Source organism: Sorangiineae bacterium MSr11954 (genome assembly GCA_037157815.1).
GTDB lineage: Bacteria > Myxococcota_A > Polyangia > Polyangiales > Polyangiaceae > Pendulispora > Pendulispora albinea.
On the sequence record CP089984.1, the window covers coordinates 7,645,980 to 7,660,064 of the forward strand.

Consider the following 14,085-nt stretch of genomic DNA (forward strand, 5'->3'; position numbering starts at 1 on the left):
CGAAGCTCACGCCTTAAGCCCTTCGACCTTGCGGCGCATGCCCCGGCGGCTCCCGATGTTTCGAGCCCGGGGCAGCGCTTTCAATATCGAAATTCGTTCGCCCCAATCATAAATCCGCGACAATTTCGAGCGCGCGCGTGCAAGCCGCGACAATTTACAATATCCGTGGTGGCGGCCGTGGATCGCGTCCGGTCGCTCGTTCGGCGCGCGTAGCCATGCTCGGCCCGAGAGGTCGATGCATCAGGTCGAGCGCGATGTCGCCGAGACGCCGCTCGCCTGCGCTGCGAGGCACATGACGATTCCGTGACGGAGAACAGCTCCTCGGACGTCGCGAACTTCGCGTAGACTCCGCGGCGCGCCGTCTCGTTTCGAGTGAAGTTCCGCAGCATCGCTCGTCGATCGAAATTCGTTCGTATACGCATCTTCGTCGATTCGCTGGATCACGCAACTACGCGCTCGGGGGATTCGAAATGAACAAGGATGGACTCGAAGTTGTATTTTTAACCCGAGCAGGAGAGCCGAAATCCTGCCTGTCCCGCGCGTCCGCATCGGGGGCGACATGAGCGCGCGCGCGGCCATCGTCCGGATCCTGCGCGAGACGATCGGAAATCACCTCGACTACCCCGCGAACGATTTCGACCTCCACACCGCATTTCATCGCTACGGACTCGACTCCCTCGGCGCAACGAAGCTGGCCGCGGCGCTCGGCCCCCGACTGGGGAGCCCCGATCGCCCTTGCACACCCGTTCTCTTTTGGGAGTACCCCACCCTCGACGCGCTGGCGTCGTACTTCGCGGGCGAGCCTGTCGCGCGCACGACGCGCGACCCGAAGGAGACGCTGGCCCGCGTCGATGCGGTCGATGGATCGGAGCCGATCGCCATCGTGGGGATGGGGTGCCGCATGCCGGGCGCTCCGACCCTCGACGCATTCTGGCGGCTTCTGAGGGACGAGGTGGACGCCATCGGCGAGGTGCCGGACGGCCGCTGGACCGAGAGGTTCGCCGACATGGATTTGGGGACCGACGTGGCCGCGCTGCAGCGCGGTGGGTTCATCGACGACATCGCGGGGTTCGACGCGCGCTTCTTCGGCGTTTCGCCGCGCGAGGCGGCGCTCATGGATCCGCAGCAGCGGCTGATGCTCGAGGTGTCGTGGGAGGCGCTGGAGGACGCCGGCATTTCGCCCTTGGGGCTCAAGGGCACGTCCGCGGGGATCTTCACGGGGGCCATCTGGGCCGACTACGAGACCTTGCTGCGGCGCGCGGGCAAAGACGGGCGCGACGCGCACACGTCGACGGGGCTGCATCGCAGCATTCTGGCCAATCGCGTCTCGTACGTCCTCGGGCTCCACGGGCCGAGCTTGTCGGTGGACTCCGCGTGCTCGTCGGGTCTCTTGGCCGTTCATCTGGCGTGCGAGTCGCTCCGGCGCGGGGAATCCACGCTCGCTCTGGCGGGCGCGGTGAACTTGAATTTGCTGCCCGAGAGCACGGTCGAAGTGATGAAGTTCGGCGCGCTCTCCCCGCGCGCCACCTGCTTCACCTTCGACGCGCGGGCCGACGGCTATGTGCGGGGCGAGGGCGCGGGCGTGGTGGTTCTGAAGCGGCTATCGCGCGCGCAGGCGGACGGGGACCGCATTTATTGTGTCGTCCGCGGGAGCGCCGTAAACAACGACGGGGCGAGCAATGGCCTGACGGCGCCGAACCGGCTGGCGCAAGAAGCGGTGCTGCGCGAGGCGTACGCGCGCGCGGGGGTTTCACCGCGCGAGGCGCAGTACGTGGAGGCACACGGGACCGGCACGCCATTGGGCGATCCCATCGAGGCGCGCGCCTTGGCCTCGGTTCTGTGCGAGGAGCGCGCGGCGGGCGAGACCTTGCGCGTGGGGTCGGTGAAGACCAACATCGGGCACTTGGAGGGCGCGGCGGGCATCGCGGGCCTGATCAAGGTCGCGCTCGCGGTGCACCATCGGTCGCTGCCGGCGAGCCTTCATTTCGCGGAGCCAAATCCGAACATCGCGTTCGAGGATCTGCGGCTCGAGGTGCAGACGGTGACGGGATCGTGGCCGGGAGCCGCGCGTACGTTGACGGCGGGCGTGAGCTCGTTTGGCTTCGGCGGGACCAATGCGCACGTGGTCGTGCAGGAGGCGCGCTCGGAGCGCGCGGAGCTCTTTGCCTTTTCGGCGGGGAGCGCGGAGGCCCTGCGCCGCGAGGTGGAGGGGGCGGCCGCCGCCGTGGATCGCGCGGGCCCGGCCGGTGCGGCGGACTTGGTGCGGCTGGGCGGAGCGCGCGGAACGAACCGGCTCGCGGTGGTGGCGCGCTCGCGCGCGGAGCTTTTGGAGCGGCTCGAGGCGTTTTTGCGGGGGGAGCGCAGGCCGGGGGTTTCGTCGGCGACCGATGCGGGCGCGCGGCGCGATTTGGGGCCCGTGCTCGTGTTTTCGGGGCTGGGGAAGCAGCGGCCGGGGATGGGCAGAGAGCTCCTCGATACGGAGCCGGCGTTTCGCGCGGCCCTGGAGCGCTGCGACGCCGTGGTGCGGGCGCACCTCGGGTGGTCGTTGATCGAGGAGCTGCGTGCGCCGCCCGCCGCGGCGCGTTGCGAGGACGTCGGGGTGATGCTTCCGTGCATCGTGGCGCTCGAGATCGGGCTGGCCGCGGTGTGGCAGGCGTGGGGCATTCGGCCGGGCGCCGTGGTGGGCTACAGCTTTGGCGAGATCGCGGCGGCGCAAGCGGCGGGCGCGCTGGGGCTCGAGGACGCCATGTTGGTCGCGTGCCACGAGGGGCGGCTGACGGCGCTCACGCGCGGAAAAGGCGCCATGGCGCTGGTGGGGTTGCCGTGGGACGCGACGTGCGAGGCGCTCGACTCCTTCGCGGATCGCGTCTTTCCTGCGATCCACAGCGGCAGCCGCTCGACGGTGGTGGCGGGCGCTCCCGAGGCGGTGGATGCGTTCTTGGCGCACCTCGAGCGGCGCAATGTGTTCCATCGGCGGGTCGATATGGACGTGGCGCCGCACTCGCCGTGCGTGCGGGGGCTGCAGGACGAGTTTTCGACGTCCATCGCGGGGATTGCGCCGCGGCGGGGAGCGGTTCCGTTCATGTCGACGCGCACGGCGTCGTGGCTGGATCACGAGGCGTGCGGGCCGGCGCATTGGGTCGAGAACTTCGTGGAGCCGGTGCGGTTTGCGCAAGCCATCGCGCGCCTGGGGGAGCTCGGGTTCGAGACGTTCATCGAGGTGGGGCCGCATCCGCTGGTGCGGCGCGATATCGGCTCGACCTTGGAGGGCGCGGGGCGCGCGGCGACGATTCTCGGCTCGCTGCACGAGGACGAGGACGATCGCAGCGCGATGCTCGAGTCGCTGGGCGCGCTGTTCGTGCTCGGGCAAGGGCCCGATGCGGAGCCTGCCCATCGGCGGCCGGCGGCGTTGCCGGTGGTCCTGTCGGGCAAGTCGGAGGCGGCGCTGCGGGCGCAAGCGGGGCGGCTTCGGGAGCATGTGGCGGCCAAGGACGACGCGGCGTTGTCGGATATCGCGTATTCGCTGGCCACCACGAGGGCGCACTTCGAGCATCGGGCGGCGATCGTGGCGAAGAGCCGCGAGGAGCTGGTGGTGGCGCTCGAGGGCATCGCGGAGGGTCGAGCCGTCGCCGGATCGGTGCTCGATGCGTGCGCCGCGGGATCGCGCGGCGGGCGCAAGCTGGGCGTGCTGTTCACCGGGCAAGGGAGCCAGAGGGCGGCCATGGGGCGGGCGCTCTACGAGGCGTTTCCGGTTTTTCGCGATGCGCTCGATGCGGTGTGCGCGCGGTTCGAGGCGCGCGATCGCGGCGTTCTCGATGGGCCCGATGTTCGCGGGGTGATGTTCGCGGCGGCGGATTCGGAGGCGGCGGGGCGGCTCGATCGAACGTCGTATGCGCAGAAGGCGCTGTTTGCGCTGGAGGTGGCGCTCTTCCGTTTGCTCGAGGCGTGGGGGCTGGAGCCGGATCTTTTGCTGGGGCACTCCATTGGCGAGCTGGCCGCGGCGCACGTGGCCGGCGTGCTCTCGCTCGAGGACGCGTGCACCCTGGTGGGCGCGCGGGCGGCGCTGATGCAGGCGCTCCCGGGGGGCGGGGTCATGGTCACCGTGCAGGCCTCCGAGGGCGAGGTGCTCCCCTTGCTCGAGGCTTACCAGGGGCGCGCGGGCATCGCGGCGCTCAACGCTCCATTTTCCACCGTGATCTCCGGGGATGAAGATGCGGTGCTCGGTGTGGCGCGGCACATCGAGGCGCTCGGACGCAAGACATCCCGGTTGCGTGTCAGTCATGCGTTTCATTCGCATCACATGGACGGCATGCTCGACGACTTTCGTCGGGTCGCGCAGGGGCTCACGTTTCATGCGCCGCGCATTCCCATCGTCTCCAACCTCTCCGGTAAGGTCGCTTCCGAGGGCGAGCTTGGCTCCCCCGAGTACTGGGTCCAGCACGTTCGCCATGCCGTGCGTTTTCTCGATGGGGTGCGCGCGCTTCGGGCGGAGGGTGTTTCCACCTTTCTCGAGCTGGGGCCGCATGGGGTGCTCTCCGGGTTGGGGCAGGAGGTTCTCTCCGAGGAGGCGCAGGGGCTCGCGTTTTTTCCTGCGCTGCGAAAGGGTCAGCCCGAGGTCGAGGCAACGCTGGCGGCGCTCGGGGGATTGCACGCGCGCGGGCATCGGATCGACTGGGGCGCCTTTTTTGGGCCGCTGCAGCCTCGTCGGGTGGAGCTCCCCACCTATGCGTTTCAGCGTGAGCATTTCTGGGTCGATGCATCGCGCTCGCTTCGCGCCGGCGTGACCTCGGCGGGGCTCGACTCCGCCGAGCATCCGCTGCTGGGCGCGGCGGTGGCGCTGGCCGATTCGGAGCGGGTGCTTTTTACGGCGCGCATCGGGGTGGCCGAGCATCCTTGGCTGGCGGGGCATCGGGTCTTCGGTGCGGTGATTTTGCCCGGCACGGCGTTCGTCGAGCTCGCGCTGGCGGCGGCGCAGCGGATCGGGCTCGATCGGGTGGAGGAGCTCACATTGGAGGCGCCGCTCGCCTTGCCGGATGGCGGTGCCGTGTCGGTGCAGTTGGCGCTGGAGCCGCCGGACGAAGCGGGGCGCCGGGCGCTTTCGCTGCATGCGCGCCCGAGCGATGGGGCGCACGATGCCCCGTGGACGCGGCACGCCACGGGGGTGGTGGGGCGTGCCGGTGCCGAAGGCGGAGATGCGCTTGCGGAGCTGCGCGATTGGCCACCGCGGGGTGCGGTGCCGGTTGGGCTCGATGGGCTCTATCCGCGCTTGGCCGAGGTGGGGCTCGCGTATGGGGCGGCGTTCCAGGGCCTGCGCGCCGCTTGGAGGCGCGGGGATGCGTTGTTCGCCGAGGTGGGGCTCGCGGGAGACGCCGGCAAGGACGCCGATCGTTTTGGTTTGCACCCTGCCCTGCTCGATGCCGCGTTGCATGTGCTGGCGATCGATAGCATGCAGGATACAAGCGATATCCGGCTGCCGTTCGCGTGGAGCGATGTGGCGGTGCGGGCGGTGGGGGCTTCGTCGGTGCGCGTTCGCGTTGCACCGGGTGGGGGTGCCGGTGAGGTCTCGATGGCCGTCGCCGATGCGGGGGGCGAGCCGGTGGCGACGGTGCGGGCGTTGACCTTGCGGCCGGTCTCGGCCGAGCAAATTCGGCGGGCGCTTGCCGGGCGGCGGGACGATCTTTTGCGCGTCGATTGGACCGAGGTGGGCGCGCCGGCGCCTTCGGGGGCGCGGCGGTGGGTGTTGGTCGGGCGTGATGGGGTGGGTCCAATGTCGGGGCTTCGGGAGGCGGATCTGCGCTATCCCGATCTTTCTGCGCTTTGCCGTAAGGTCGAGCAGGGTGCGCCGCTGCCGGATGTCGTCGTCGTTTCCTTCGGGGCGACGGCGGGGTCCGAGGCGCGGGCAGGCGGGGCGAACGACACGTATGCGGCGGGCCAAGGTGCCGGGGTGACGGCGGAGGTCCACGAGGCGACGCTTGGTGCGCTTTCGTTGCTGCAGGCGTGGATGGGAGATTCGCGATTTGCTTCGTGCGCGCTGGTGCTCCTGACCCAGGAGGCCGTGGCCGTTCAGCCCAATGAGGGCGTCTCCAATCTCGTTCATGCTGCGCTTTGGGGGCTCTTCCGCTCGGCTCAGTCCGAAAATCCGCATCGTTCGGTGGTCCTCGTCGACGTCGATCGCGCGGATGCGTCGCGGCCGGCCCTCCGTTCCATCCTCGATGGCCTTGGCGCGCCGGACTCGCTGGGATCTCAGCTGGCGCTCCGCGAGGGGCGATTCTTCGTACCGAGGCTCGCGCACCTTCGCTCGGGCGATGCGATTTTCCCTCCGGCAGCCCCCTCGGCCTTCGCGCCGCATGGCACCGTGCTCGTCACCGGCGGCACCGGAGCGCTCGGTGCCCTGGTGGCGCGCCATCTCGTCCACGTTCACGGGGTTCGACACCTCGTGCTCGCCTCCAGGCAAGGTCCCGCGGCGCCCGGCGCCGATGCGCTCCAGCGCGAGCTCGAAGCCTCCGGCGCGCACGTGACCATTGCGGCGTGCGATGCCGCCGATCGCCCCGCCCTCGAAGCGCTGGTGGCGGCCATTCCACCCGAGCACCCGCTCACCGCCGTCGTTCATACGGCCGGGGTCCTCGACGATGGCGTCGTCTCGTCCCTTACGCCGGAACGGCTCCGCGCCGTCTTGCGCGCCAAGGTCGATGCGGCGCTCCACCTCCACGAGCTGACGGAGTCGCTCGACCTTTCGGCGTTCGTGCTCTTCTCGTCCGTCGCCGGCGTCGTGGGGAGCCCCGGCCAGGCCAACTACGCGGCCGCCAATGCCTTCCTCGACGCCCTCGCCCACCATCGCAGGGCGCGCGGCCTCCCCGCGCTCTCCCTCGACTGGGGTCTCTGGGCGCAGAAGTCCGGCATGACCGCCCACCTCGGGGAGCCGGAGCTTCAGCGGCTCGCGCGCAGCGGCTTTCTGCCGCTCTCGGCCGACGAAGGGCTGGCGCTGTTCGACGCGGCGCTCGCGCGACCCGAGCCCGCGCTCGTCCCGGCGCGGTTCGATGTGCGCGCGCTGGCGAATCAAGGCGATGCTTTGCCCGCCGTGCTGCGGGGGCTCGTCCGTGCCCGCGCGCCGCGAGCCACCGCGGGGCATGCGCCGCATGCCGCGGCCGTCTCGTCGCTCCAGACGCGGCTGCAGGCGCTGTCGCCGTCGGAGCGTGAGCGCGCTTTGCTCGACGTCATTCGCGCGGACATCGCCGCGGTCTTCGGGCTCGCATCGCCCGGCACCCTCGAGCCTCAGCGCCCCTTGCAGGAGCTCGGGCTGGACTCCCTCATGGCCGTCGAGCTCCGAAACCGACTCGCCGCCACCTCGGGCTTGCGACTCCATGCGACCCTCCTCTTCGACCACCCGACGCCGGCCGCCCTTGCGCGCTTTCTCTCCGCGCAATGGCCCGGTGCGGGATCGGAGCAGCCCGCGTCCTCGTCGTTTGCGGCATCGGCCGCGGCTGCGACGGGCGCGGAGGCTTCGGCGACCTCGAGCTCCGAGGATCCCATCGCCATCGTCGCCATGGCTTGTCGCTTTCCGGGCGGGGTCCGCAACCCCGACGATCTCTGGCAGCTCGTGCGCGACGGACGCGACGCGATCGCGAGCTTCCCCGACAACCGCGGCTGGAAGCTCGACTCCCTCTTCGACCCCGATCCCGATGCCCCAGGCAAGAGCTACGCACGCCACGGCGGGTTCCTCTACGACGCCGATCGCTTCGAGCCCGCCTTCTTTGGCATCAGCCCGCGCGAGTCCCTCGCCATCGATCCGCAACAGCGGCTCCTGCTCGAAACGTCGTGGGAGACGTTCGAGCGCGCCGGGATCGATCCCGCCTCCCTGCACGGCTCGCAGACCGGTGTCTTCGTCGGCGTCATGTACAGCGATTACGGCCTTCGCCAGGCCCCCGTCGATCTCGAGGGCTATGTCGGCATTGGCAGCGCTCCCAGCGTTGCCTCCGGACGCATCGCCTACACCTTTGGCTTCCACGGTCCCACCCTCACCGTCGATACCGCCTGCAGCTCCTCCCTCGTCGCCCTCCACCTCGCCTCTCAGGCGCTCCGGCAAGGTGAGTGCTCTCTTGCGCTCGCCGGTGGCGTCACCGTCATGGCCACACCGGCGACCTTCGTCGCCTTCAGCAGGCAGCGCGGGCTCGCACCCGATGGCCGCTGCAAGTCCTTCTCCGCCGACGCCAATGGCGTCGGCTGGGCCGAGGGCGCCGGCATGCTCCTCTTGGAGCGCCTCTCCGATGCCAAGCGTCTCGGGCACCCCATTTTGGCCGTGCTGCGCGGCTCCGCCGTCAACCAAGACGGCAAAAGCCAAGGCCTCACCGCACCCAATGGCCCCGCGCAAGAGCGCGTCATTCGTCAGGCTCTCGATGCTGCGCGCCTTTCACCTCACGACATCGACGCCGTCGAGGCCCATGGCACCGGCACCTCCCTCGGCGATCCCATCGAGGCGCAGGCCCTCTTGGCCACCTATGGTTCCGCGCACTCCAAGGAGCAGCCTCTTTGGCTCGGCAGCCTCAAGTCCAACCTTGGTCATACCCAGGCTGCGGCGGGCGTCGCCAGCGTCATCAAGATGGTCCTCGCCATGCAGCACGGGGTGCTGCCCAGGACCTTGCACGCTCAGAATCCTTCGCCCCACATCGATTGGTCGCCCGGGTCCGTCCAGCTTTTGAACGAGCCCGTACTTTGGCTCCCCAATGGCCACCCCCGGCGCGCTGGTATTTCTTCGTTCGGCATCTCCGGAACCAATGCTCACGCCATCCTGGAGGAAGCACCGACCGAACCTGCCGCAGCAGCGGCCGAACCTCCCGGAACAGCGGCCGAAGGCGAAAGCGGCCCCGTGACCGAATCGTCCACGCGCCCGCCCCCGGTCTTGCCGGTGCTCCTCTCCGCCAAGTCCGAGCCCGCGCTGCGCGCCCAAGCCGAGAACCTGCGCCAGCACCTCGCCGATCACCCGCAGCTCGAGCTCCTCGACGTCGCCTTTTCGCTCGCGACCACCCGACCGAGCTTCGACCATGGCGCCACCTTCGTCGCCCGTGATCGCGAGGAGCTCCGCGCCTCGCTCGAGGCCTTCGCCCAGGGACATACGCCCTCCAACAGCCGGGCGGATCGGCGCACGGACGGAAAGCTCGCCGTGCTCTTCACGGGCCAGGGAAGCCAGCGGCCCGCCATGGGGCGCGGCCTTTACGATGTCTTCCCGGTGTTTCGGGACGCCCTCGACGCGGTGTGCGCGCGGGTGGACCGCAACCTCGACGGTGAGGGCCGGAGCGCGCTGCGCAACGTCATCCTGGCCGATGAGGGCTCCGAGCTCGCTGTGCACCTCGACCAAACGGTGTTTACGCAGTCGGCGCTGTTCGCCCTGGAGATCGCGCTCTTCCGGCTCCTCGCATCGTGGGGCCTCGAGCCGGATCTTCTGCTCGGGCACTCCATTGGGGAGCTCTCGGCCGCGCACGTGGCCGGCGTGCTCTCGCTCGAGGATGCGTGTGCCCTCGTGGGCGCTCGGGCGCGTCTCATGCAGGATCTCCCCGGCGGCGGGATCATGGTCACCGTGCAGGCCTCCGAGGGCGAGGTGCTTCCTTTGCTCGAGGCTTGCCAGGGGCGCGCGGGCATCGCCGCGCTCAATGCGCCTCTTTCCACCGTCGTCTCCGGCGATGAAGATGCCGTGCTCGGTGTGGCGCGGCACATGGAGGCGCTGGGGCGCAAAACATCCCGGTTGCGTGTCAGTCATGCGTTTCATTCGCATCACATGGACGGCATGCTCGACGACTTTCGTCGGGTCGCGCAGGGGCTCACGTTTCGTGCGCCGCGCATTCCCATCGTCTCCAACCTCTCCGGTAAGGTCGCGTCCGAAAGCGAGCTTCGTTCCCCCGAGTACTGGGTCCAGCACGTTCGACGCGCCGTGCGCTTTCTCGATGGGGTGCGCGCGCTTCGGGCGGAGGGCGCCTCCACGTTTCTCGAGCTGGGGCCCCATGGGGTGCTCGCCGCGCTGGCGCACGATGCCTTGTCGGAAGACGATCCGACGCACGCCGCCTTTCTGCCGGCCCTCCGCAAGGGCCAGCCGGATCTCGAGCCGTTCGCGGCCGCGCTGGGCGGCTTGCGTGCGCGCGGGCACCGACTCGATGCGGGGGCCTTCTTCGAGCCTCTGCGAGCGCGTCGCGTGGAGCTCCCCACGTATGCCTTCCAGCGCGAACGCTTTTGGCTCGATGCCGCCGACGCGCGGAGCGCCGATGTGACCTCCGCGGGGCTGGACTCCGCCGACCACCCGCTCCTCGGCGCCGCCGTGCCCCTGGCCGACTCCGATGGGTTCCTCTTCACCGCGCGCATCGCCCTCTCCGAGCATCCCTGGCTGGGCGACCACCAGGTGTTCGAGACGGTCATCGTACCCGCCGCCGCCTTCGTCGAGCTCGCGCTGGTGGCCGCCCATCGCGTGGGCCTCGACCGGATCGAGGAGCTCACCTTGGAGGCGCCCCTGGCCTTGCCCGCCCACGGCGCCGTCCTGATCCAGCTCACGCTCGCGGCCCCCGATGAATCCGGACGCCGCGCCCTCACGCTCCACGGGCGCCCGAGCGAGGCTCCGCCCGGCGCACCATGGACCCGACACGCCACCGCCACCCTCGGGCGGCTCCCGGAGAGCGACGAGCCTGCGCGCTTCGAGCTGCGCGTTTGGCCGCCCGAAGGCGCCGTCCCGCTCTCGCTCGATGGGCTTTACGCGCGGCTCGCCCGCGCGGGGCTCGCCTATGGGCCCCACTTTCGAGGTCTGCGTGCGGCGTGGCGGCGCGAGGGCGAGCTCTTTGCCGAGGTGCGGCTCCCCGAGCCCGAAGAGGCGTCTCGATTTACGCTGCACCCGGCGCTGCTCGACGCGGCGCTGCACGCGCTGGCGCTCGATGACAACCCCGATGCAAATGCGATTCAGCTGCCATTCGCCTGGAGCGACGTCGCCGTGCGCGCGGTCGGGGCTTCGTCGCTGCGGGTCCGCTTTGGACGCGGTCCGGGGGCGAACACGGTCTCGCTCTTCATCGCCGATGCAGCCGGTGAGCCGCTGGCGACGGTGCAAGGGCTCTCCACCCGTCCCGCCTCGCCCGAGCAGCTTCGCGGTGCGCTGGCCGCGCGCCACGACGATCTCCTGCGCGTCGATTGGACGGAGCTCCCCGCGCCGGCGCCGGCGGCTTCCTCGCGTCGCTGGTCGCTGCTGGGGCTCGATCCGCAGGGTCTGACGTCCGAGCTCCCCGCCACGCCGCAGCGCTACCCCGATCTGGCGGCGCTCTGCCGTGCCCTCGAGCAAGGCGCGCCGTTGCCGGACGTCGTCGTCGCTCCCTTCGGTGCGCCAGCGAACCAAGGTGCCGCGGGGCTCGCGGAGGTCCACGAGGCCACGCTTCGTGCGCTCTCGTTGCTGCAAACGTGGATGGCCGATCCGCGCCTGGCGTCGTGCTCCCTGGTGCTCCTCACGCAGCGCGCCGTTGCCGCGCAACCCAACGAGGGCGTCTCGGATCTCGTCCATGCCCCGCTCTGGGGACTCCTTCGCTCCGCGCAGTCCGAGAACCCGCACCTCCGCATTCTTTTGGTCGACACCGACCATGCCGACGCCTCGCGGCTCGCCCTTCGCCCCATCGTCGACTCCGGCGATTCCTCCGATGGGCTCGGCCCTCAACGGGCGCTGCGCGAGGGGCGATGGCTCGTCCCCAGGCTCGCGCACCTTCGCTCGCGCGACGCGCTCCTCCCGCCCGCGGCGCCCTCGTGGCACCTCGATACCCCCGCCAAAGGGTCGCTCGACCGACTCACCTTGGTCCCATACCCCGATGCGCTCGCGCCCCTTGCCCAAGGCCAGCTGCGCATCGCCGTTCGGGCCGCGGGGCTCAACTTTCGCGATGTCCTCGATGCGCTCGGCATGTACCCCGGCGATCCGGGGCCCCTCGGCGCGGAAGGCGCCGGCATCGTCCTCGAGGTTGGACCCGGCGTTTCCTCCTTTGCGCCCGGCGACCGTGTCTTTGGTCTGTTCCCGGCCGCCTTTGGGCCCATCGCCATCGCCGACCAGCGCCTGGTGGCGCCCATGCCCTCCGCTTGGTCCTTCCTCCAGGCGGCCTCCGTTCCCACCGTTTTCCTCACCGCCTACTTTGCGCTCGTCGACCTCGCCCATCTCCAGCCGCGCCAGCGCCTTCTCATCCATGCCGCCGCGGGGGGCGTCGGCATCGCCGCCGTGCAGCTCGCCCGTCACCTCGGCGCCGAGATCTTTGCCACCGCCAGCCCTCCCAAGTGGCCAACCCTTCGCGCGCTCGGCATCGACGACGACCACATCGCCTCCTCTCGCTCCCTCGACTTCGAGCCCCAGTTCCTCGCCTCCACCCACAACCAGGGCTTCGACGCCGTCCTCGACTCCCTGGCCCGCGAGTTCGTCGACGCCTCCCTTCGCCTCCTCCCCCGCGGCGGGCGCTTCCTCGAAATGGGCAAAACCGATATTCGCGATCCCAACACCGTGGCCCAGCAGCACCCCGGTGTCGCCTACCGCGCCTTCGATCTCATCGACGCCGGACATGACCGCATTCAGCAGATGCTCGCCGAGCTGCTCGTGCTCTTCGAGCAAGGGGTGCTCCACCCTCCGCCCATCACGCCTTGGGATATCCGCGAGGCGCCCCTCGCCTTCCGCGCCCTCGCCCAAGCGCGGCACGTCGGCAAGCTCGTTCTTTCGCTCCCGCGCGCCCTCGCGCCGCATGGCTCCGTCCTCGTCACCGGCGGCACCGGAACGCTCGGTGCCCTGGTGGCGCGCCATCTCGTCCACGTCCACGGGGTTCGACGCCTCGTGCTCGCCTCCAGGCAAGGTCCCGCGGCGCCCGGCGCCGATGCGCTCCAGCGCGAGCTCGAAGCCTCCGGCGCGCACGTGACCATTGCGGCGTGCGATGCCGCCGATCGCTCCGCCCTCGAAGCGCTGCTGGCGGCCGTTCCGACCGAGCACCCGCTGACCGCCGTCGTTCATACGGCCGGGGTCCTCGACGACGGCGTCGTCTCGTCCCTTACGCCGGAACGGCTCCGCGCCGTCTTGCGCGCCAAGGTCGATGCGGCGCTCCACCTCCACGAGCTCACCCAAGCCCGCGCGCCCGATCTCGCCGCGTTCGTGCTTTTCTCGTCTGTCTCCGGCGTCGTGGGGAGCCCCGGCCAGGCCAACTACGCGGCCGCCAATGCCTTCCTCGACGCCCTCGCCCACCATCGCAGGGCGCGCGGCCTCCCCGCGCTCTCCCTCGACTGGGGTCTCTGGGCGCAGAAGTCCGGCATGACCGCCCACCTCGGGGACGCCGACCTCCGCCGAATGGCCCGCGCCGGTTTCCTGCCCCTGCCCTCGCGCGAAGGGCTGGCGCTGTTCGACGCGGCGCTCGCGCGACCCGAGGCGGCGCTCGTCCCGGCGCGCTTCGATGCGATCGGGCTCGCGAACCAAGGGGACGCTTTGCCGGCCGTACTTCGAGGGCTCGTCCGGGTGAACGCGCCGCGCCCCACGGCCGCCAACGATGGGGCGGCGTCTTCTCTTCATCAGCGGTTGCTCGAGATGCCGCCCTCGGATCGGGAGCGCGCCTTGCTCGACATCGTTCGCACGGACATCGCGTCCATCCTCGGGCTCGCGTCGGCCGGCGGGCTCGATGTTCATCGTCCCTTGCAGGAGCTCGGGCTGGACTCCCTCATGGCCGTCGAGCTTCGAAACCGGCTGGGCCGGAGGGTGGACGCGACCCTGCCCACGACATTGGCCTTCGATTATCCGACCCTCACGGATCTCACGCGATATCTTCTCACCGAAAAGCTGAAATTGCAGACGAACGGATCGCGCAACCCCGATCAAAGGGCCAATCGCGACGAAGACACGATTCGACATATCCTCACCTCGATTCCTATCGAGCGACTCCGGAGCAACGGGCTACTCGATGTCCTCTTGCGCCTCGCCCAACCGCAGGAGGACGCCGCCAAAGGCCCGCGAGAGAACGACGTGGAAGCCATATCGTCGATGGATAGCGACGAGCTGGTGAGGCTCGCGCTGGAGACGGCCATCGATGCCTACAAACTCGAAGACACGGCGGAGTAATT

1 protein-coding gene is annotated in these 14,085 nt (G+C 70.1%); it reads left to right on the forward strand.

Annotated features, from left to right (window positions below):
• Nucleotides 1-559 precede the first annotated feature (559 nt).
• Nucleotides 560-14,083 (forward strand): SDR family NAD(P)-dependent oxidoreductase, encoded by a 13,524-nt coding sequence (locus LZC94_29615; protein ID WXB11999.1) that lies wholly within the window; start codon nt 560-562, stop codon nt 14,081-14,083.
• Nucleotides 14,084-14,085: the final 2 nt, after the last annotated feature.